18 protein-coding genes and 1 other annotated feature are annotated in these 22,352 nt (G+C 44.5%); of the genes, 14 read left to right on the forward strand and 4 right to left on the reverse strand.

The window, feature by feature from the left end:
- Positions 1-19: 19 nt before the first annotated feature.
- Positions 20-601: a GNAT family N-acetyltransferase gene (locus MKY92_RS13375; protein WP_339301157.1), complete on the forward strand. Its 582-nt coding sequence runs from the start codon at positions 20-22 to the stop codon at positions 599-601.
- Positions 602-716: 115 nt separating this feature from the next.
- Here the strand turns inward: MKY92_RS13375 and MKY92_RS13380 are convergent, their stop codons facing one another.
- The gene (locus MKY92_RS13380) at positions 717-1,076 is read right to left on the reverse strand and encodes a MerR family transcriptional regulator (RefSeq protein ID WP_150367413.1); all 360 of its coding nucleotides are present in this window, start codon (positions 1,074-1,076) and stop codon (positions 717-719) included.
- A 103-nt stretch (positions 1,077-1,179) separates the two neighbouring features.
- Here MKY92_RS13380 and MKY92_RS13385 point away from each other — a divergent pair, with 103 nt between their 5' ends.
- On the forward strand, positions 1,180-1,890 hold the full coding sequence (locus MKY92_RS13385; RefSeq protein WP_339301160.1) for an SDR family NAD(P)-dependent oxidoreductase: 711 nt from the start codon (positions 1,180-1,182) through the stop codon (positions 1,888-1,890).
- Between the two features lie 258 nt (positions 1,891-2,148).
- On the forward strand, positions 2,149-2,619 hold the full coding sequence (locus MKY92_RS13390) for a GNAT family N-acetyltransferase (protein ID WP_339301162.1): 471 nt from the start codon (positions 2,149-2,151) through the stop codon (positions 2,617-2,619).
- A 271-nt stretch (positions 2,620-2,890) separates the two neighbouring features.
- Here MKY92_RS13390 and MKY92_RS13395 read toward each other — a convergent pair whose 3' ends face one another.
- Both MKY92_RS13395 and MKY92_RS13400 read right to left on the reverse strand, forming a co-directional pair.
- Positions 2,891-4,408, reverse strand: coding sequence for an ATP-binding protein (locus MKY92_RS13395; RefSeq protein WP_339301164.1), 1,518 nt, complete (start codon positions 4,406-4,408; stop codon positions 2,891-2,893).
- Complete coding sequence (locus tag MKY92_RS13400) at positions 4,408-5,091, reverse strand: response regulator transcription factor (protein WP_339301166.1); 684 nt, start codon at positions 5,089-5,091, stop codon at positions 4,408-4,410. The genes MKY92_RS13395 and MKY92_RS13400 overlap by 1 nt, the downstream gene beginning before the upstream one ends.
- Before the next feature lie 204 nt (positions 5,092-5,295).
- On the opposite strand from MKY92_RS13400, the gene MKY92_RS13405 reads away from it, so the two are divergent.
- The 6 genes from MKY92_RS13405 to asd all read left to right on the forward strand — a co-directional run bounded on the left by MKY92_RS13405 (position 5,296) and on the right by asd (position 12,741).
- Complete coding sequence (locus MKY92_RS13405; RefSeq protein ID WP_339301167.1) at positions 5,296-7,482, forward strand: glycosyltransferase family 39 protein; 2,187 nt, start codon at positions 5,296-5,298, stop codon at positions 7,480-7,482.
- A gap of 277 nt (positions 7,483-7,759) precedes the next feature.
- Entirely contained in the window at positions 7,760-8,746 is a 987-nt protein-coding gene (locus MKY92_RS13410; protein WP_339301169.1) for a glycosyltransferase family 2 protein, read from the forward strand.
- Positions 8,739-9,134, forward strand: coding sequence for a GtrA family protein (locus tag MKY92_RS13415; RefSeq protein ID WP_339301171.1), 396 nt, complete (start codon positions 8,739-8,741; stop codon positions 9,132-9,134). The genes MKY92_RS13410 and MKY92_RS13415 overlap by 8 nt, the downstream gene beginning before the upstream one ends.
- Positions 9,135-9,151: 17 nt before the next feature.
- The gene (gene galU / locus MKY92_RS13420; RefSeq protein ID WP_339301173.1) at positions 9,152-10,024 is read left to right on the forward strand and encodes a UTP--glucose-1-phosphate uridylyltransferase GalU; all 873 of its coding nucleotides are present in this window, start codon (positions 9,152-9,154) and stop codon (positions 10,022-10,024) included.
- A gap of 148 nt (positions 10,025-10,172) precedes the next feature.
- Positions 10,173-11,018 carry a class I SAM-dependent methyltransferase gene (locus tag MKY92_RS13425; RefSeq protein WP_339301174.1) on the forward strand — a complete coding sequence of 282 codons (846 nt, stop codon included), beginning with the start codon at positions 10,173-10,175 and terminating at the stop codon, positions 11,016-11,018.
- A 192-nt stretch (positions 11,019-11,210) separates the two neighbouring features.
- Positions 11,211-11,487 (forward strand) — a binding site (T-box leader).
- A gap of 168 nt (positions 11,488-11,655) precedes the next feature.
- Positions 11,656-12,741, forward strand: a complete 1,086-nt coding sequence (gene asd, locus MKY92_RS13430; RefSeq protein WP_100528950.1) for an aspartate-semialdehyde dehydrogenase — start codon at positions 11,656-11,658, stop codon at positions 12,739-12,741.
- A 219-nt stretch (positions 12,742-12,960) separates the two neighbouring features.
- Here the strand turns inward: asd and MKY92_RS13435 are convergent, their stop codons facing one another.
- Entirely contained in the window at positions 12,961-13,929 is a 969-nt protein-coding gene (locus MKY92_RS13435; RefSeq protein WP_339301176.1) for a bile acid:sodium symporter family protein, read from the reverse strand.
- Positions 13,930-14,064: 135 nt separating this feature from the next.
- Here MKY92_RS13435 and MKY92_RS13440 point away from each other — a divergent pair, with 135 nt between their 5' ends.
- The 5 genes from MKY92_RS13440 to MKY92_RS13460 all read left to right on the forward strand — a co-directional run bounded on the left by MKY92_RS13440 (position 14,065) and on the right by MKY92_RS13460 (position 22,345).
- Complete coding sequence (locus MKY92_RS13440; protein WP_076211738.1) at positions 14,065-14,541, forward strand: DUF6376 family protein; 477 nt, start codon at positions 14,065-14,067, stop codon at positions 14,539-14,541.
- Between the two features lie 296 nt (positions 14,542-14,837).
- A complete protein-coding gene (locus MKY92_RS13445) occupies positions 14,838-15,593 on the forward strand; it encodes an SDR family NAD(P)-dependent oxidoreductase (protein WP_339301178.1) in 756 nt (251 codons plus the stop codon).
- Between the two features lie 488 nt (positions 15,594-16,081).
- Positions 16,082-16,879, forward strand: a complete 798-nt coding sequence (locus MKY92_RS13450; protein WP_339301180.1) for a sulfite exporter TauE/SafE family protein — start codon at positions 16,082-16,084, stop codon at positions 16,877-16,879.
- Positions 16,880-17,065: 186 nt separating this feature from the next.
- Positions 17,066-19,447, forward strand: coding sequence for a polyprenyl synthetase family protein (locus MKY92_RS13455; RefSeq protein ID WP_339301181.1), 2,382 nt, complete (start codon positions 17,066-17,068; stop codon positions 19,445-19,447).
- 270 nt (positions 19,448-19,717) lie between these two features.
- Positions 19,718-22,345 (forward strand): PAS domain S-box protein, encoded by a 2,628-nt coding sequence (locus MKY92_RS13460; protein WP_339301183.1) that lies wholly within the window; start codon positions 19,718-19,720, stop codon positions 22,343-22,345.
- Positions 22,346-22,352: the final 7 nt, after the last annotated feature.

Below are 22,352 nucleotides of genomic sequence, written 5' to 3' on the forward strand. Positions count from 1 at the left end.
AAAATGTGGAGGCAACCTTATGAACCAACCCATACAAACTGATGAATTAATCATCGATTGCAAGGATATTTATTTGCGTGAGTATCGAATTGAAGATTTGGAGAAACTGCAAGAAATTACATGGCAACCTGAAGTGTATGAATTCCTTCCGGGATGGAACGCTACGATTGAAGACAGGACCCTGTGGCTCACCGAGTATGAAATCCCTGAGAATCAGCATTTTAAACAAGCTGTGATGGCGGGAGGGGATATCGGAGAGTTATATTTACGTATGGCTATTGTACTCAAAGAAACTGACGAGTTTATCGGATGGTGCTGCTCAGGAATTAAGGATGAGTTATCAGCACCTAATCGGGAGATTATGTACGGTATTTCGAAACACTTCAGGAATCGTGGCTATACAACGCAGGCGCTCAAAGGAATGACAGATTATTTATTTGAACATACAAATGTGGAAGTGTTAAATGCCATCGCTTTGACTACCAATCAAGCATCCAATAAGGTGATACAGAAATGTGATTTTGAACGGGGCAGTTCGATTGTGATCGAAAATGAAAAGTATAACCATTACCACCTGCGTAAGCAACAAGGCCAATTTTAATAGAACGTAGTCCCATAGCGAAGCGCTGTAAAATGAAAGTTTCGGATCAGGTTAGGCAATTATTGCTCTGGCTACCTGATCTTTTTTGTGTTTATTTTATTGGACAAGGCTTATGTTAATAATTTTCTCCACGATAATAGCGCTCCAGTTTGTTGTCCAAATGAACAAGCTGCGCTTTTTTCTCCTCGATATCATTCAGCAACTTTTGCTTTTGATCCTCAATCAGCTTGGTTCTTTCCTTCAGCGTGGAAGTTCCTTCATTGACCTGATCATAATACTTTTTGATGTCTTCCACACTCATTCCGGTTTCACGAAGGCATTTGATAAAAACCAGCCAGTTCAGATCATCCTCCCAATATAGACGGTTATTCTGCTCATTTCGTGCAGCAGGTTTCAGCAGTCCCTTTCTTTCATAAAAGCGAATCGCTCCAATGGAAATTTCAACTTTTTTGGCTACTTCTCCAATCGTTAACATGTTAATCCCTCATTTTATAAAAAATAATTTGACCTACACTAAGTGTAGCATAGTAACTTATACATTGTTAAATATAAATCAAATTATGGAAAGAAGGATTCGCTTGAAAAAGACTGTTTTTGTAACCGGAGCAAATAAAGGAATTGGATATGAAATCGTAAAGCAGTTGGGTGAAGCAGGTTGGAAAGTTATCCTCGGCGCACGTAGTGTTGAACGGGGTGAAAGAGCTGTTTCCGAGTTAACTTCTAAGGGGATAGATGTTGAATTTGTACAGATCGACATGTCCGACTTGAAGAGCATTGAGCAGGCAGCCGATACAATTCAGAAGACTTATCCCACAATAAACCTTCTGATCAATAACGCGGGTATGCCGGGTGCTTTCTCTCATTCCTTCACGGATACAAAAGAGGAAGATCTGCGGAACGCCTTTGAAGTGAACTTTTTCGGCACCTTCCGTTTGAATCAGCGATTGTTCCCGTTAATCAAAAATAATGAAGGCACAATCATTAATGTATCAACCGACATGGCTTCTCTGGACCATATGCAAAATGCGGAGTTTACTTTAAATGCCTTCGACTATAACTCATCCAAAACGGCGAACAGTGCCATGACACTTTCGATGGCTTATGAAGTGAAAAACAGCAGGGCTCAAGTCTTTGCAGTAACGCCCGGATTCACATCAACAGATCTTAACGGTAATGCCGAAGGCGGTAAATCAAAAGAAGCCGGCGCTGCGATTATCGTGTGCTATGCGACGGATGGTAAACGCCATAACGGGGAGTTCCTAGATGAAAATGGCGTGTACCCTTGGTAATCCTCCGTTCATACTGGATGATCTTGTCCCCCGGATGATAGCGGAAAGTTAGATGAAGTATTGGCTTGGTACCGTTACTTAGATATCAAGGAATATGAGAATACAACGTCGAATAAAAAAATGATAGTTTATCTTGTTTGTATGCTGTAAATGAAACAAAAACCAAACGTAGACGAACATCTTTCTTGTACTAAGTTAACAGAGCAAGTACTATAAATCGTATTTCTAACAAGCGTATCAAACGGAGGTATATATTTAATGGAGGTTTTACTATATAAAGTAGATTTAAAAGATGCAGTGACTATTCATGAAATGAAAGTCAAAGCATTTATGCCCTTGTTGGAAAAATATCAAGATTTTGCAACAAGCCTCGCCAATGAAACCGTAGAAAGAATTATTACTCAAATCAATCAATCTTTTTCAGATTATTTTATAATTCATCATTTTGAGGTTGCTGTTGGTGGAATTAGAGTCGTGAAAAAAGATAATCAAATCTATAGTATTAGCCCAATTTTTATACTGCCAGAACATCAAGGAAAAGGAATTGCACAAAAAGTCTTTACAATGGTTGAGCAGATATATGATGATGCAAAGTCATGGAAATTGGGTACCATCTTACAAGAGAAAGGGAACTGTTATTTGTATGAAAAGATAGGCTACAAAAAAACGGGTGCAACAAAAGCAATTAACGACAAAATGACAATGGCATTTTATGAAAAGCATTTATAAGTTTCAAAATCTTTGAATATGATGCCTCAGATTCGTCAGCTAGCTGAAACCCATTGGGCTTCCACTATACTAATCGGATACAAAAAAAGAATCCCCCATTCATTTCTAAACCGAAATGAATGGGGGATTCGTCATGCAATGAAAAGCCAAAATTAAAATGGAAGAGAAGCAGCGTTTGGAGAGCTTGACTAGTGCATGAGTAATGATCAAGTAGATCTTACGTAGCGCTGCTTATAGCCACCTTTTAGCTTGCGTAGAGCCGAAGCTCAGCCTAGACATCAGCCTTATGCAGCGGCAGCAAAATCATAAATTCAGTCCCCAATCCTACCTGACTTCGTACCGTAATTTTTCCGCCATGCGTCTCCACAATCGAGCGGGTAATGGCTAGGCCGAGACCTGCGCCACCTTGTTTGCGCGAACGAGAACTGCTTGTGCGGTAAAATCGCTCAAAGATATGGGGCAGATGTTCAGGTTCAATGCCTGTGCCGTTATCCTTCACGGACAATTCAGCCTTATGATGCGTGGCATATAACGTTATGGAGATGGCTCCATGCTCAGGATCGGTGTGCTGCACCGCATTATGGAACAGATTCAGCACAACCTGCTTCAGCTTGTACGGGTCAGCCAGTACATATACCTCAGCCGTCAGATCAAGATGAATGGACCTCCGCTGAGCCATCATGGCAAGTTGTGGTTGCATTTCGAGCAGCAGACTGTCTAGCTGAAAGACCTCCCGCTCCTGCTTAGGAGCCTGATCGAGCTTGGTTAATAACAGCAAATCTTCAACCAGCTTGTTAATTCGGACGGATTCGCCGTGCATGCTGTCCAGTGCTTTATATAATTGATCTTGATTGGTCGCTGCACCCCGCTGCAGAACTTCAATGAAGCCGTGAATGGAGGTGAGCGGGGTACGAAGTTCATGAGAAGCATCAGACAAGAAACGCTGCATCTGTTCTTTTGATTCCCGCTCCGCTTCAAACGAGTTCTCCAGCCTTTCAAGCATGCCATTGAATGAAACTGCGAGCTGATCTACTTCTTCTTGTCCCTGAACGACGGGAAGGCGTTCTGCGAGACTTCCTGCATCAATCTGCTGCACTTTATTCACCATGTTGGATAGAGGAACCAGCGTCCGGCGTAATACCTTAGTGTATAGAATAAGACCGGCTACCATGGCTAACAGCGATAACATGAGGAAGATTAGAAGCTGTTTAATAATCAAGTCTCTCAATGGCTTTGTAGCCGTACCCATCTGGACCATCGGTAAACCGCGATTCCGTGGACCGGGTGAAGCGAATACAATCAATTGCTCATTCCCTTGGCTATCCGTGACGATCCGGTAGGGAATGTGTTTTTGTTCTTTCAACTCATCTGTAATGTCCTGATATTCAGCGGTTGATAGTTGAGGGGCTTTCAAACCGTCTTCTCCAAAAACATCCTCGAACGTACCTTGGTTATCAAACAGGGCCAGTGAACGGTCAGGAATAAACAGTACCCGATTACCAGACCCGTTTCCTGCCTGTCCACCAAAAGGATTGTTGGAAGAGCCGTTACGTGACTGGATTCCGAGCCAAACCGGGGGCATGGACATGAGCTGTTCTTCCATGGTTTTTGCCTGATTCCGGTAGAGAAAGCTTTCCATGATCCAGAATTGCAGGATACCGATTAACAATAGTAACCCAGCAAGCACGAACAGTGAACGTGAGAGCAATTGAGAACGTAATGAACGAGGCCATATCCATTGGTGCAGACGTCTTAAACGAAGTTTATTTTTCTTAGGTAGCGAGTTCATCAGAGATCCACCCTGTATCCGACACCTCGAAGTGTGCGAATGAGTCTATGCTGTTTATCCCCGAGTTTGTCGCGCAAGGAGCGAACGTATACCTCCACAATATTTTCTTCCCCGCCAAAATCATACCCCCACACCCGGCTTAGAATGGTCGCTTTACTCAGCACAATCCCATGATTAAGCACTATAAATTTTAGCAGTTCATATTCAGTTGGAGACAGTTCCAGAACCTGATCCTGATAAGTAATCTCTTTGCGCTGATCATCAATTCGGAAGGAACCATGTGTAACGGCTCCTATTAATAAAGGAAATTGATTACGTAATCTGGCCTGAATCCGGGCGAGCAGCTCGTCGAAGGCAAAAGGCTTGATCATGTAATCGTCAGCACCTAGCCAAAGGCCCTTAACCCGATTCTCGACTTCGTCCTTCGCTGTCAGCATAATTACGCCAACCTCGGCACCGGTCTTACGCAGACGCTCGACCACTTCGAATCCATCCATCTCTGGCATCATGACATCCAGAATAGCCATATGCGGCTTGAATTCAAGCGCCAACTCAAGCGCAGCCGCTCCATCCGGTGCGGTGCGCACATCGAAGCCCTCATTGCTTAATCCAAGCTCCAGAAATTGCAAAATATGTGGTTCATCATCAGCCAATAGTATTTTAATTCCGCTGCTAAGCTTCATAATGTGCCTTCTCTCCTTGCCTGATCCATCTAGATTTCTCCCTCAATTGCGAGGGACTGTATGTTGTATTATCGCTTGCCAAACTGAAATTTAGCTGAAAGGATGGTGAATTATCCTCAGACAACATTCAGCGGGTACTCATCCCAGTTTTATTTTGGCATGTCACAATACTAGACATGAAGAACTTTGAAGGAGTGATTAACTTTGAATAACACCAAAAGAAGGATGGATCTTGTCCTTCTGCCGATTGTATTACTGGCGGCATTTCTGAATGGGTACGGTATCTGGAACGATCCATATGCCAATTCCTATTATACGACTGCTGTTGGGAGTATGCTCAGCAACTCCCATAACTTTTTCTATGCTTCACTAGACTCGGCAGGCTCGGTAACTGTTGATAAACCACCGGTTGTCTTCTGGATTCAGACGGCCTTTGCCTATGTATTCGGATTGCATGGATGGAGCGTTATTTTGCCGCAGGTATTAGCGGGAGTCGGTTCGGTGCTCCTGATTTATTTCATGGTGAAACCTACATATGGTCTTGCAGCAGCACGAATCTCGGCCCTTACGATGGCGACCGTGCCTGTCGTGGCGGCAGTCAGCCGGACCAACAATATTGACAGCATGCTGGTGTTTACACTATTGCTGGGTTCATGGTTTTTGTTCAAAGGCTGCAAACAAGGCAGTGCTTGGCGCATTCTGGTTGCCTTTGGGTTAATAGGCGTAGCCTTTAATATGAAAATGCTTCAAGCCTACATGATTCTCCCGGCTTTTTACTTGTTCTATCTGCTCGCATTTCAGGCGAAATGGAGAATGAAGATCATCCTGCTGATCGGCAGCACAGCGGTTCTGGCGGTCGTTTCCTTATCCTGGGCGGTCACTGTGGATTCTATACCCGAAGACGAGAGGCCTTATATCGGAAGCAGTGAAACCAACTCGGTCATGGAACTCGCCTTTGGATACAATGGTCTGGCTCGTCTAACAGGTCAGCAGAATACCGCAGGCAATGCAGGTATGCCAAATGGTATGGGACAGGGAAATAATCGGGACAATCGAGGAGACTTGTCTTCAGGCCCTAATCAGACAGGCAGTGGTGTTCCTGGCGCTGGGCAAGATGTCAATGCACCAGATAACGATAATACGAATGGTTCGAATGGCTTGAACACCATGGGCGGCATCAGTGGGCCGAATGGCAATTTCCCGAACGGGCAGATGCCGAATGATATGGAAATGTCCAACGGAAGAAATTTCGGCGGTAATGGTGGCGGAGGCATGGGAGGAATGTTTGGTACAGGGGTGAAAGGTCCTCTGCGTCTGTTCCAGACTGAACTGTCAGGTCAAGCCAGCTGGCTTCTGCCCGTTGTGCTACTTGGATGCATTGCCATATTTGCAGGGTTAAGACGGAGCAATATAACGAACAAACACAAGGAGGCTTTGTTCTGGCTGGCCTGGCTGCTTCCCGTTGCTGCCTTTTTCAGTGTGGCAGGTTTCTTCCATCAATATTATCTGATTATGCTTGCACCTCCAATTGCGGCGCTGACTGGCGCAGGCTTTGTAGCAATGTGGAAGTCATATCGTGATCGCGATGGATGGCAGGCATGGTTGCTTCCAGTGTCTGTGCTGCTGACGACTCTGTTCGGCTGGTATATCATGCAGGTGTATAACGATACGATTGGTGCAGGCTGGTCCATTAGTGAATTGATCGCAGGCATACTGATTACGGTCATCCTGGTCGTTATACTTCATCGCACACATCAATGGAAACAGGGCTTCATTATCGCGGGATTCATGGTGATGCTGATCGGTCCAATCTACTGGGCATTCACCCCAATTACTTATGGTGGCAACAGCATGATTCCGGCAGCAGGACCGACTGGTTCCAATGGTATGGTTGGTGGAGCAAGAATGGGCATGCCAATGGGTAACGGTGCAGGAGACACAGAAATGCCTGCAATGGGTGGACGTGGCGGAATGGGTAACCGTAATGAAGAAGTGGATACAGCCACATTGAATTATCTGAAAGAGCACAATACAGGCGAAACGTATCTCTTCGCCACAACAGACTATAATCAGGCAGCACCTTATATTATCGATGAAAGAGCAGCGGTCATTACGCTTGGAGGTTTTTCCGGATCAGACCCGGTGTACACAACAGAGGAACTTGAGCAACTCGTCAAGAGCGGGCAAGTGAAATACTTCATGGTTGGTGGCATGGGTGGCCGCGGAGGGAACTCGGATATTAGCGATTGGATCAAAGAGCACGGAACCGAAATTCCAGCCTCAGAATGGCAGACAGGCACCGACAGCGGATCTGCGGATAACGGAGACACCGGAAACAGAGCCGGATTTGGATTCGGCGGACAGACGACCTTGTACGAAGTGAAATTGTAGCTATATAAATTGAACTTATCATTTACACGATAACGGAGAGGACAGAAAAAACCTGAAAAAGCGAAGCGTTCGCCTACAAGCTTTCTGCAAGAAAGCTACATCGGAAGCATACGCTATCCCCGGATTTTCCCTTTATAAAGGGAATCAAAAAATCTGGGGATAACAGCGATTGGAGGGTTGTTCTGTCATCGAAGTGTGCAGTGTAAATATTCTTTATTTCAATTTGTATAGAGTGAAAATCTCGGACGAAGTCCATTGGAAAAGGGAGGGGACAAACATGGCTCACGCGTACCGATACAGCATTATTATTCCCATGTATAACGAGGAAGCGGTGATCGAGGAGACTTATCGGCGTCTGAAGAAGGTCATGGGCAGCACGGGAGAGAGTTATGAACTGTTGTTTGTTAATGATGGCAGCGTGGATCGAAGTGCACAGATGATCCGTGATTATGCCCGTTGGGACGAGAGTGTAAAACTGATTGATTTTGCCCGTAACTTCGGTCATCAGATTGCGATAACAGCAGGTATGGATTATGCAGCGGGGGATGCGGTCGTTATTATTGATGCGGATATGCAAGACCCTCCCGAACTGATACTGGATATGATCGCCAAATGGAAAGAGGGCTATGAAGTCGTATATGCACGTCGCACCAGACGAAGCGGGGAAACTCGCTTCAAGAAATGGTCGGCAAGTCTGTTCTATCGTGTCCTTCGCGCTTCAACGGATACGGATATCCCGGTAGACACCGGAGATTTTCGCCTGATTGATCGCAAAGTATGTGATGAGATGAAACGTCTTCCAGAGAAGAACCGGTTCGTGCGCGGGTTGGTAAGTTGGGTCGGATTTCGTCAGACTGCGATTGAATATGAACGCGATGAACGTCTGGCAGGTGAAACAAAATATCCGCTAAAACGCATGCTGAAGCTAAGCCTGGATGGTATTACTTCATTTTCGTATAAACCGCTCAAACTCGCAGGTTATGTAGGGGCGATCCTGTCGGTTGGCGGATTTATCTATATGTTAACGGTTATTGGTTCGGCGATCTTTACGGATTCAACGATTAAGGGATGGCCATCCATTGTGAGTATCATGCTGATGTTTAACGGATTCATCCTGATCATGCTGGGCATTCTGGGGGAGTACGTGGGCCGCATCTATGATGAGACCAAGTCGCGTCCGCTATACATTGTGAGAGATGTGGTTCATGCCGAGGGCCAGCAAGCGCAATCTCAATTGACAGCCCGAGTTGCTCATCATGACTAAGCGTTTGATGACACTCTTCAAGTTCGGTATTGTGGGTGTTGCAAATACGGCAGTGGATGCGGTGGTGTTTGCTTTGCTTGCAGTGGTTGGTGTACCGGTTCTGATGGCTCAAGTAGTCTCGTACAGTTGCGGTGTTGCGAATAGTTATTGGCTGAACGGAAGGTGGACTTTTCGAGATACGGCACGAGGAGGTGGCGATAGAGCGAAACTTATTCGTTTTGTAATCACCAATCTTATCGTTCTCGCGTTATCCGCCCTCATACTGATGACTTTGCACGATATGCTGGGTTGGAGTCTCGTGATGAGCAAGATCCTGGCGACCTTGATGGGAATGGTTCTGAACTATATGGCCAGCAGATATTGGGTGTTTCGTACAACAAAAATATGAAAGGAGTGTATGATGAAATGCGAATTAAAAAAGCAGTTATTCCGGCAGCGGGTCTCGGAATCCGTTTCCTGCCAGCGACGAAAGCACAGCCCAAAGAGATGTTACCGATTGTAGACAAACCGGCCATCCAATACATTGTTGAAGAAGCAGTGCAATCAGGCATTGAGAATATCCTCATTGTGACCGGACGCAACAAAAAATCCATAGAGGACCATTTTGATAAATCGGTTGAACTTGAACACTCTTTATATGCCAAGGGCAAACAGTCTTTACTGGAAGAGGTGCAGGCTATCAGCGAGCTGGCAAATATTCATTTTATTCGTCAAAAAGAACCGCTGGGTCTGGGGCATGCCATTGGGTGTGCACGGCAATTTGTAGGAGATGATGCCTTCGCTGTATTGCTGGGAGATGACATTATGGTGTCTGATCCGCCTGCACTTGCACAGATGGTCCATCTCTATGAAAAGACAGGCAACCAGATCATCGGTGTCCGTCAGGTAGACGCGGCAAATGTGAGCAAATATGGCATTATTGATTCGAAAGGTGCAGAGGACCGGGTTCACCGAGTCACCAATCTGGTCGAAAAACCTTCCCTTGGAGAAGCGCCATCCCGAACAGCTGTAATGGGACGATACATTCTGAAACCTTCCATCTTTCCTATTCTGGATATGATCGAGAGAGGTGCTGGAGGGGAATATCAGTTAACGGATGCCTTGAAAGAAGTGAGTCAGGTGGAGGAACTGTTGGCCCTTGAACTGGAGGGGCGTCGCTACGATATAGGCGATCAATTCGGATATATTCAGGCGATCTTGGAGATCGGACTGATGCGCAAGGAATTACAGCCCATGCTAACACCATATCTTCAGAAGCTTGCAACCGAGTGGGCATAGGAAATGATATATAGTAGAGGTTTAAATCTACTGTAGGACGGGGTCTCCTTCGTGCCATGGTTCTGTCAAGACTCTAACATTGTACAATGCTGCCTGTAACGCTACAATAAGCAAGAAGTTTAAGTTGCTGTTTGAGGGGTGAGGAATCATGAATGAATCTATCATCAGGGACATTATTAAGTATATGGACGTGGAGGACAACGCCGCCATTCAATACATTCAGACCGAGCATCGGATGAAACTGGGACTCTTTTGGGGGATACAGGAAGGCAGCCGCGTTCTGGAAATCGGATGTGGTCAGGGAGATACAACGGCCGTGCTTGCACATCTGGTGGGGGAGAATGGGTACGTTCATGGTGTAGATATTGCACCAGAGGATTATGGTGCACCACTGACCGTAGGCGAAGCGGCAGCCAAGCTGCGGAGATCTCCGCTGGGTGATCGGATTCGAATGGATTATGACTACGACATTCTAAGTGATCAGGTTCAATTCGCTGAGAATGAGTTTGATGTGATCGTACTTTCCCATTGTTCTTGGTACTTGAGATCGTTTGACGAACTTGCCAAGATTCTTAGCAAGGTTAGGACATGGGGACATCAGTTATGTTTTGCAGAATGGGATGCGCGAGTTACAGATGTGAGCCAGCTCTCGCATTGGTTATCCGTTCTAATTCAGTCCCAGGTCGAATGTTACAAGGAGAACAGCTTCTCCAATGTGCGCACGCTTTTTACACCCGAGGATATCCAAGAGCTTGTCTCTGCAGCAGGCTGGACGATTAAGGAAGAGACTTCGATCCATTCTCCAGAGCTACAGGACGGTCACTGGGAAACCGAAATGACACTGGCAGAAGCGCCTGTGGAACTGCAAATGCTCCCGATCCCGGACAAAGTTAAAACACTTCTTCTGTCCGAACTGAAATTACTTAGGACACATCATGCCTTGGGGCCTGGGAGTCCTCTGGGAACATATGCGATGGTTGCCAAAAAGCAGTAAGGAAATAGCTATTTGCAGTATATTATAATAAAAACGTCTATCACGTACTTTTCACAGAAGACAGACCGCATTTAGCTGAAGTTTTTCTTGCGATAATACAATGGTTCAGCTCTGCTGGAAACATATAAATTCCATGATCTAAAAAAAATGTGTTTACTTCATCACAGTAATTTTGATATTATAATCGCAATATCAAATGCGACGAAGAGACGAGTAGATAAAATTCATTCTTTCAAAGAGAGCTCCGGCAGCTGAAAAGGAGTAAAGAATCTTTTATTGAATAAAGACTCAGAGCAGCACATCGGAACTTAGCATTAAGGGATGGTGTGACAGGAGCTCCTGTTACAGAGCTAGAGTATGAACGGTCTACAGCTAGCAACATGGTTGTAAACCTTTACTTGAAGAGGCGGATATGGTGACATATCGGCGAATCTGGGTGGTACCACGAGAGTTCAATCTCGTCCCTGAGACTATTGTCTTGGGGATGGGATTTTTTGGTTTTTCCGGGGCTGTGACTACACGCTTTGGAATTGCCTGAATAGTGTTAATTAAGGAGTCCATTTCATAATACGTTTTAGTGAGTTATGATATTGATTCAAGAGAAGAATCACTCAAACCGAAAGGAAATGATGATTGAATGTCAGCAAAATTGAAAGTCGGTATCGTCGGAGGAACGGGAATGGTAGGTCAGCGTTTTGTGGACCTGCTCGATCAACATCCATGGTTTGAAGTAACAGCAATTTCTGCAAGCGCCAATTCGGCAGGTAAAACATATGAAGAATCCGTACAAGGCAGATGGAAACTGGCAGTTCCTATTCCGGAAGCTGTGAAGAAAATCGTTGTTCAGGATGCTTCCCAGGTAGAGGCTTTTGCCAGTCAGGTTGATTTTATTTTCTGCGCGGTTGATATGAAAAAGAATGAGATTCAAGCGCTCGAAGAAGCTTACGCTAGAACAGGCACACCTGTCGTGTCCAATAACTCGGCTCACCGCTGGACAGCAGATGTACCCATGGTAATCCCTGAGATTAACCCGGGACATCTGGACGTGATTGAAGCTCAACGCAAACGTCTGGGTACGAAAACCGGATTCATTGCAGTGAAACCTAACTGCTCGATTCAGAGCTATGTGCCAGCACTGCACGCCTTGCGTGAGTTCAACCCGACTCAGGTTGTTGCTTCCACGTATCAAGCAATCTCCGGAGCAGGTAAAAACTTTACCGACTGGCCAGATATGCTCGATAATGTCATTCCATACATCGGTGGCGAAGAAGAGAAGAGTGAGCAGGAACCACTGCGGATCTGGGGTAGCATCGAGAACAACCAGATCGTCAAAGCATCTGCCCCATTAATTACAACACAATGTATTCGTGTACCGGTAACGGATGGACATCTGGCTACGGTGTTTGTAAACTTCGAGAAAAAACCAAGTAAAGACGAAATTCTGGAGCGTTGGTTGCAGTTCAAAGGCCGTCCACAAGAGCTGGCTCTTCCAAGCGCACCGAAACAATTCATTACGTATTTTGAAGAAGAAAACAGACCACAGACTAAACTGGACCGTGACATCGAACGCGGAATGGGTGTCTCCACAGGCAGACTGCGCGAAGACTCACTCTATGATTACAAATTCGTTGGATTGTCCCACAACACGCTCCGTGGAGCGGCAGGTGGTGCGGTTCTAATCGCAGAACTGCTTAAAGCTGAAGGATATATTCAACCGAAATAAGTGTACTAAGTACCATGAGCAACAGCAGATTTTTGAAAAAAATGATTAGAAAAATAACCATCACTCGTTGATGGTTTTTTTCTATTGTGGACAGGAACCAGGATGGGCAGAATTAAATTAAAGAGACTACAGAGAGTACGGCAGAGATTCCAGTAGAGGGTTATAGTAACGAAAAACGCCGACAATTGTGTCGGCGTTTTTTTACATTCCAGTATTTTGTTAGGCCGCAGATGTCTTATCCGACTTATGCAGAAGCTGAGAGCGACGACCGAGCAGATAACCTGTTAATGAAGCAAGCATCTGTTGGAATACCATGCCAAGCACGACTGGGACAGCAACAGGTGGCGGAAAATAAGAAACAGCGAGTACTGCACCTGCGCTGATATTACGCATGCCTCCATTGAACACCAGAGCGACCTGATCGGCCTCATTCCAGCCTAGCAATCGGGCGATGAAATAACTCAGCGCATAACCGAATGATGCCAGGAAAATAATGATGACCGCAAGTCCAGCGAGCTTCCAGTTGAAATCGGCCAAGTAAGGTGCAACGACAGATCCGTTAATCGCGACGACTGATGCCATGAACAATTTGGACAACGGATTCAACCTCGGTCCCCAGACCGGGACAATGGCGCCTTTGCTCCACTCATTCAGCAGCATACCGAGCAGGGATGGCAACACAATCATCCAGAACAGACTGCTCATCATGGCTGCCGTATCCAGTGTGACACTGGTTCCGATTAACAGGGATAACACTCCCGGCACTACGAAAGGAGCAAGCATGGTATCAATCAGGATGATGGAAAGCGTAAGTGCAATATTGCCCCGATAGATGCTGACCCAGATGAAGCTGCTGATTCCTGTCGGAATCACGGCTGCCAGAACAAGGCCCGTTATGGTGTACGCATCTGTAGGGAAAACCAGATGACCCATACCAAGAGCAATTAGAGGCATCGCCAAATGCAAAATAAACAGACATACAAACAAGGGGAACGGCTTCTTCAGCACGTTCACAAAATCCCGTATCCCTAGACTGATACTTCCAGCGAACGTCATGAACGCAAAAAGCCAAGGGGATAAAAAGGTATAAGAAGAAAGAAAACTCCCGCATAACACGCCAATAATAATGCTGATTGGGGTAATCAGTGGCATGATGCGGTTCAAGCGTTGGTTCAAGGCTTGAAGCATAATCATGACATCCCTTTACCGTGTGATTTTACTATTATACATGTTAATAACGTTGGCTGCAGACCCATTTGCAATGCAGCAGTCTGAAAAGGTATCATGGACTTGGAACAAGGATTCCGATCAGGAGAAGGGGAGATGATCATGTTTATAAGAAAAAGAAAGCACACATTAATGATGACAGGCCTTATTGCATCAAGTATTCTGCTGATTTCAGCCTGTTCTGTCGTGGAACAAGCCAATCAAAGTTTAAATTATGTGAGTGGGGCTACTGATTATATAGAACAGGTATCAAACGCCGGGGCTGATCTGCAAGAGCTCGCATCGAGTGCGGTGAATAATCCTGAGATTACAACGCAGATTCAGGAGAAAATCGATCTGATCCAAGCAGAAGCAAGTGAATTTTCTCAGTTGACTGCTCCTGCAATAGGAGAGAGCATTCATGAAAATCTGGTTAGTTACAATACTCAATTAACAGAAGTTGTAGACAATTTCGAGAATACAATTGCAGAGCAAGGTTTTACGGCAGAAAATTGGGAGAAGACGGGCATTCCTGAACTAATCACCAACATTAATAATTTGAAAGATCCGCTTAGCGGACTTCAGGGTGAATAAGTTAAATTAATTTTCAATATTTTATAAGGGCGAGATATCGGAATGATTGAATTACCGTTATGCTCGCTTTTTTTATTTTCCGAAAACGGATGCATATTTAATATCACTGGAGCTAGACTATATCATGTAAATATAAGATCTATATGACATTTATCTCATATTTATGTGAAGATGATCTATGGTTTGACAAGGTTGGGACAGAGGCGTATGATATGTATATAAGTTAATAAAATATAGTTACTTACTATAAGTTATGTAATAAACCTAAATATATTTTGCCAAAGGAGAGCTGAGTCATGACTGAGCACAATGGAAAAGTAATCATTATTACAGGTGGAGCAAGTGGTATTGGTAAAGAGACAGCACTTCAACTTTCGGATCAAGGTGCGACTATTGTTGTCGCTGACTATAATGAAGACGGAGCGAAGAAGCTTGCGGCAGAGATTGAAGGAGCTGGCGGAACAGCGGGCTCATACAAAGTGGATGTATCCAAAGGGGACGAGATCAAAGCCCTGATCGACTGGACCGTAGAGCAATATGGTACGTTAAGCGGTATTTTCAATAACGCAGGTATTGGACTTGTGAAGCCATTTCTGGAGATGGACCCGGAATCCTATCACAGAGTCATTGATGTAGATCAGCACAGTGTATACTACGGTATGTATTATGGCGCGAAAAAAATGGTTGAATTAAATGTACAAGGTACTATTGTAAATACAGCTTCGATCTATGGAAGTGTTGCTGCAGTAGGCAGCTTCAACTACAACGCAGCCAAGGCTGCGGTTGTTATGATGTCCAAATCCGGTGCATTGGAACTTGCTGAGCATGGAATTCGTGTAGTTGGGGTAGCACCTGGCTTTATCGAAACACCGATTCTGGGTGATGACCAAGCCATGAAGGATGCGCTTGCTACTCAACATATGCGTGGAGAGCTCATTCAACCGGAGAAAGTAGCCAGTGTGGTTACCTTCCTGTTCAGTGATGCAGCAAGCGCAGTGAACGGGACAACCGTAGCCGTAGATGATGGATTCCTCAGCTTCAAAACCAAATAAGTTCCCTTTTATAATTAAGGCAACTTATCTCAAAAAAAACAGAAAAAAACGGTGCAGAACGATTTATTCGTTTTGCACCGTTTTTGTATTTTCATTATAAAGTAATCGTAGCATGTGAGAGGGAAATAAGTTTGTCGAATTATCCCGAAAATTCAGAGATCGTGATACAATTAACAAGGCTATAGCTTTTTATCATTTTGTGGTGTCATATACAATTCGAACGCCAAGAGAGCCATAACTCTCTTCTTTGTAATGACATTGAGAACAGGTTTTGGTCGAACATAACGCATCGTTATGAACTTGTAATTTTTCGTTGCACTGTGGACATTTATTTTCAAAAAGAGTCTTCAACACGTTAAACATGCTTAATCACTCATTTCGGATTAATTTACTTGGTTTTCATTATAACGGATAATATTCGCTGTGTATAGCACTTTTGAGTGGTATCGAAATGAGCTTTATATTGCACGAAAGGAAGCGCATAACCGATGGATCTTCTGCTTTTTTTCATCATGTTTATACTGGGTCTGGTCGGTTCATTCTTCTCCGGTTTGTTGGGTATTGGTGGGGCCATTATCAATTATCCGCTACTGTTATATGTTCCATCCTGGATGGGACTGCAGCCATTCTCAGCACATCAGGTATCTTCGATTAGTATGTTTCAAGTATTTTTTGCTTCACTTGCCGGTGTGATTGCATTCCGCAGAAAAGTACGAACGGGTAGAAGTGGTGGGGCGATCGTTCACCGAGGATTGGTGCTGTACATGGGTTCCAGCATTCTTGCAGGCAGTCTGATTGGCGGGTTCATATCCGGTCATCTGGACGGAAGGGTTATTAATCTGATCTATGGCATTCTGGCGATCATGGCGATTGTGCTTATGCTGATTCCCGGAAAGGGAAAGCTTGATACTTCAGCTCCACTGGTGTTTAACCGATGGATTGCAGCAGGCACTGCTTTTGCAGTAGGCATTGTATCAGGAATTGTTGGTGCGGGTGGTGCCTTTATCCTTATTCCCATCATGCTGACGATTCTCAACATCCCCGTACGAACGACGATTGCTTCTTCACTGGCGATTGTATTTATCTCCGCAATCGGCGGCGTTATAGGAAAAATTACGGGTGGAGATATTCCGATGGAACCCATCATCTATACGGTGATCGGCAGTCTACTGGGGGCATCCCTTGGTTCACGGGTTAGTTCGATGATCAATGTGAGGGTACTTCGATATGCATTAATCGTACTTATCGCCATCACAGCGGTCAAAGTCTGGTCTTCCATTCTGTAAAATCACGTATATGGAATGAACAGTGACGATTTCGTAACCAAACGGTTGGATCGCCGTATAAAGGTTATGAACATGAGCTGAAGCGTTGGATACACGATCAAATGAGTTCAGTTTTCGTCCATGGAGCACCTCATCTCCTTTCATGGATACATGTTTAACATTAATAGAATTTGAGGTATCCACCCTATGAATAACGTACTTACAGAACAGGCTGATGCAGGATATCGGCTAGCTGAGCAGAAAGCATCTCAGTATTTTACTTCTCTTAGGCAGCAACTTATGGATAATACGTATACAACAGCACTTACCCAAGATATTCATGTATGGCAAAAAAAACATATTCATCGTTTTGCCTGGCTTTCTCTTTTATCACCTAGCAAAAGAAAACCGGATCCTCGGGATGTTCATAGATATATCCACTGGCTGAATACGACAGGAAAGCTGGATGATTACCTGGATCGGAGTATCTCCTATATTTATATGCGAGATCTGGGGCAAGCCCTTGATTCTCCGGGTACGCAGGCCCGAATTCAGCACGTTGTCCAGAATACCAAAAAATACTTTATGGGCTCCGCTACTGGGCGCAAAGGACAGCCTGATTATATCAGTCTGGCTGCGTTGTACCGCTGGGGACAGAAGGAGCACATTGAAACGGCTGTCATCTGGGTGATGAACAAATTAAAGAATGTAGCATCCAACATCCCGAAGGAGCTGGATGCAGAGCAAGCACAGCGAAAGCTCATCAAGATCATTCTCGGCGTTGTCCTTCATGTGGACGATGAGATGAACGAGCAGACACCACCAGAAGAACGGGCGCGGAGATTTGATGCGGCGATTCGACTTGGTTATTCTTACGGTTTGACATATCCATTTGTGGATGACCTGTTGGATTCTCAGGCTTTGACTGTTCAAGAAAAAGAACAATATTCCCTGATGATACGCGATGCACTTCTTACTGGGGTCGTACCTGATCTGGGAAAGTGGAAAGGTAGCAATCTGGAAGTGATCGAATATGTACATTCCGAGCTTCGGGAAGCATTTGATTACATTAAGGACTATCAGCATCCAGAGAAACAGCGCACTTTTTTAGAGCAATCCTATGTGTTCTTTCAGTCTCAGGAGATCGATCGCAACAAGAAATTAGCCAATGCGAATTATACGAATGAAGAATTGTACATTCCGATTATTATCAAATCTTCTTCTTCCCGATTAATCGTCCGGTCAGTTCTCAGTGCGCCGGAGGATGAGGGATTTGATCTGCGGACGTTCTATTACGGAATATATAATCAGTTGGCCGATGATTTTGCCGATATGTTTGACGATATGGAAGAAGGGGCAGTAACTCCATATACGTACTATTTGAAGTATCGAGATTTGCGTCCCGATTTGATTAATCCTTATGAATTGTACTGGGCAGTCATCTCACATCTGATCCATGATGTTTACAACTCGGATGCCAAGACCCGTGAGGTTATACTGGATCGTGCGATCAACGGGCTGAAGCGTTGTAAAGAACGGTTGGGGCAGCAAAAATATGATGAAGTGATGATGATTTTTGCCTCTGGGCAGCCTGAATTCAATCAACTGGTTCAACAGATGGTGCGAAAAGCGGATGACGTTGATTTCCTTGATAAATTGTTACGGGATCAGGTCGTGCTTCAATTGAAAAATGACAAGCAGGAGAAAGAGGAGTTCAAACAGACCATTCGAACGGTTCGCGAACAGATTAATGTGGAGTTGCAGATAGCCAAGCCAGGTGGACTTCATGAGATGAAAGAAACGCTGATCGATGCGGCCAATTACAGCTTGCAGGGCGACGGAAAAAGACTACGTCCGATATTAACTTGGGTTATGGGTGTACGCGAGTATGGTTTACCTGAAGCCTCCATCGTTCCACTGCTTAGGTCGCTGGAGTACATGCATACCGCTTCCCTGATCTTTGATGATCTGCCTACGCAGGATAATGCTTCGACAAGGCGTGGACGTTCCACGCTGCATCAGGTACACAATAGCGCCACAGCGGAGCTCACGGGTCTGTTTCTCATTCAGAAGGCAATTGGAGAGCAGTCATCATTGGATCGCTTTGATGCGGCCACCGTGCTCACGCTCATTCAATATTCAGCTGAAAAAGCAGAGGATATGTGTATGGGGCAGGCGATGGATCTGAACTCCAAGGGCAAGGCATTGACGCTGGAGCAGTTGAACATGATCTGTTTTTACAAAACTGGCATTGCCTTCGAAGCTGCCCTGGTCATGCCAGCGATACTTGCCCAAGTGAGGGAACCGGAGATGGCTGCGCTGAAAAAGTTCGCTTATCATGCAGGAATCGCCTTCCAGATCAAGGACGACTTGCTGGATTTCGAGGGAAATCACCTCATTCTTGGGAAACCTGCAGGTCAGGATGAGCTGAACAACAATTCAACCTTTGTGTCTATTCTGGGTGATGAAGGCGCGAAGAAAGCGATGTGGGAGCATTATTGTCTTGCTACAGATGCATTGAACGAGATGCCGAAACCTATTCCCTTCCTGAGACATTTATTGGATTATCTTATTGGTCGCGAGCGCTAATCCATTTTTCTCGCGATTCCTTGCTCTATATGACTTATAATGATATATAATGACAAAGGTCGGGATTCCATTGGATGGATTCCAGGCCTTGTTTGACTTTGTAGACACCAAACTTTTGAAAAGATATGTTTCAATAACTCAATTTTTGGGTACTAAGCTGGTATTGTGGTTTTAAAACAAACCGATCCTTTGTGGAACAACTTCCTTCCAATTAAAATTAACTTTCGACTATTTATAACATGAGTTTATATGCCAAAAGGAGAGTTTACAATGCAGGTTCAAAAGGTCGACCATCACGAATTGTTCGAGCAGATATACAACCAAGCACCTATTGGAATTGCACTCGTTGCTCCGACAGGAGAATGGAGAAAAGTGAATCCCGCATTTTGCTGTATGCTGGGTTTTACGTATGAGGAGTTAACGAAGCTCACCTACCAGGATATTACGCATCCGGATGATTCACCACAAGATGTGATCTATAACTGCGAGCTATTCGAAGGTAAATCGAAAGAGTATCAATATGAAAAACGTTATATCCATAAAAATGGTAACATCTTATGGATTTCATTGCATGTTTCATTAGTTCGTAGGGAATTTACGGATGAACCTCTTTACTTCATTTGCCATATTGTTGATATAACTGACCGCAAAATGTCTGAACAAAAACTTCTGCATAGTGAAGAAATGTTCAAACTTATTACAGATCATGCTCAGGAGATCATCTATATTGCTGATCAGGAGGGCGTTTGTCGGTTCTGCTCTCCCTCAGTCCAACGTTTGTTGGGTTATTCGCCAGAAGAAGTAATTGGTCAAAATAATGATGCATATTTCCACCCACAAGATGTGGAACGGATCTCACAGATGGACTTGACTAAAGGAAATCTGTTGAATATCAGGGTCCGTCATAAAGAGGGACATTATATGTGGTTCGAGACCACATACAAGGTCTTTGGTGATGCTGAGCATGGACAGCAGATTCTTTCGATTGGACGAGATGTATCCGAACGAAAAAAACATAAAGATATCAGTGCAGAGGCTGAACGCATCGCTTTGATTGGCAGCTGGGAGTGGGATATGGTCAAAGACCAGATCGCACTTTCCGATCAGATTTTTGAAATTTTTGAACTTGAACGCACCCGTAAATCATACTGTGCAAATGATGTTTTTAAAGTTATGAATGCTGCGGACATAGCCTCTTTGCAAGAACAAATGGAATGGGTAAAACAAGGAAAACCGCTTGATTTTGAATACAAGCACAGTAGCTCTGATGGAAGTGAGAAGTATCTTCACTTACGCGGGCTGATCACGCTCGATGAATATCAGCAGCCAGTTCAGCTGAACGGAACACTACAGGATATCACTGAACGTAAACGTATTGAATTTAAATTGCAGGAATCTGTGGAGCGATACACTTCACTTAAGAAATATAATCATGACGCCATTATCTCGTTTAACATGGATGGTAATATTATGAATGCGAATCCAGTAGCGGTGAAACTGACGGGTTGCCCCGTGGCTGAAATGATCGATACAAGCATAAGCAGATTTATTGGAGCGAGTAATCTCGGTCTGATCCTGCGCAGTAATAATGAGTTGGCTGAAAAGGAAATCAATGCTGTTCGCCATACGGATGGAACCGAGACAGAAGTCTTGGCTACGCTTGCTCCGATCATTATTAATAACTCTAATGTCGGGTACTACTTGATTGCAAAGGATATTACGGAGCAGAAAAAGCTGCTAGTTGCCAAAGAGACAGCCGAGAGAATGAATAAGGCCAAAAGTGAGTTTCTTGCGATGATGAGTCATGAAATTCGTACACCAATGAACGGTGTAATTGGGATGACGGATTTGCTTCTGGATACCCCTGGTCTTAGCGGGGAACAGAAGGAATATATCGAAATCATCCAGAAGAGCGGAGATTCCTTACTCGCCATCATTAATGATATTCTTGATTTTTCCAAAATTGAGTCAGGCAAAACCGATCTGGTAGATGATCCTTTTGATCTCGCAGAAATCGTCACAGAGACCGTGCAAATCGTAAAACCACTGGCTCGCGAAAAGAAGTTGGATGTTCGTATGTGCGTAGATGACGCCATTCCGACTCCTGTGTATGGCGATGCTTACCGTCTTAAACAGGTACTTACCAATATCATTGGCAACGCGGTTAAGTTCACTTCAGAGGGCGGCGTTGAAATTGACGTTGGCATTAAGGAGAAGTGTGGCAATACCGTACAGCTTTATTTTAAAGTGAAGGATTCGGGTATTGGGATTCCGGTTGAGAGAAAACAACAATTATTTGAGCCATTCTACCAACTGGAGAATTTCATGACTCGCAAACCTCAGGGCACGGGTCTTGGCCTTGCCATTAGCAAAAAATTGGTGGAGCTTATGCAAGGAGATATCTGGATCGAGGAATCGGATGAGCCGGGTACAATATTTGTATTTACTGCACGCTTTAAATTAACGAACGGTGAAGAGGGCAACAGGTTAGATCAACAACAGAAAAAGAACAGAACATCCGCTTTGCGGATTCTAATTGCAGAAGACAATGAAGTGAACCAACTCGTCCTTAGCAGAATAATTGAGAAAAAAGGACATGTTGTGGATCATGTCGTGGACGGTGTTGAAGCGGTTGAGGCGGTCAAACACATTGCATACGATATTGTCTTCATGGATGTGCATATGCCAAGGCTGGATGGATTCGAAGCGACAAAAATGATTAAAGAATTGAAGTCCTCTGAGGATTGTCCATATATTATTGCGGTGACTGCAAATGCCGTAAGAGGAGACATGGAAAACTGCTTGAAGGCAGGCATGGATGCGTATGTCAGCAAACCGATAAAAATTGAGTCCATTATGCAAGCATTGGAGACCTATTACATCAAAAATAATCTTTGAGCGCGCT

This window comes from Paenibacillus sp. FSL R5-0623 (assembly GCF_037974265.1).
Lineage (GTDB): Bacteria > Bacillota > Bacilli > Paenibacillales > Paenibacillaceae > Paenibacillus.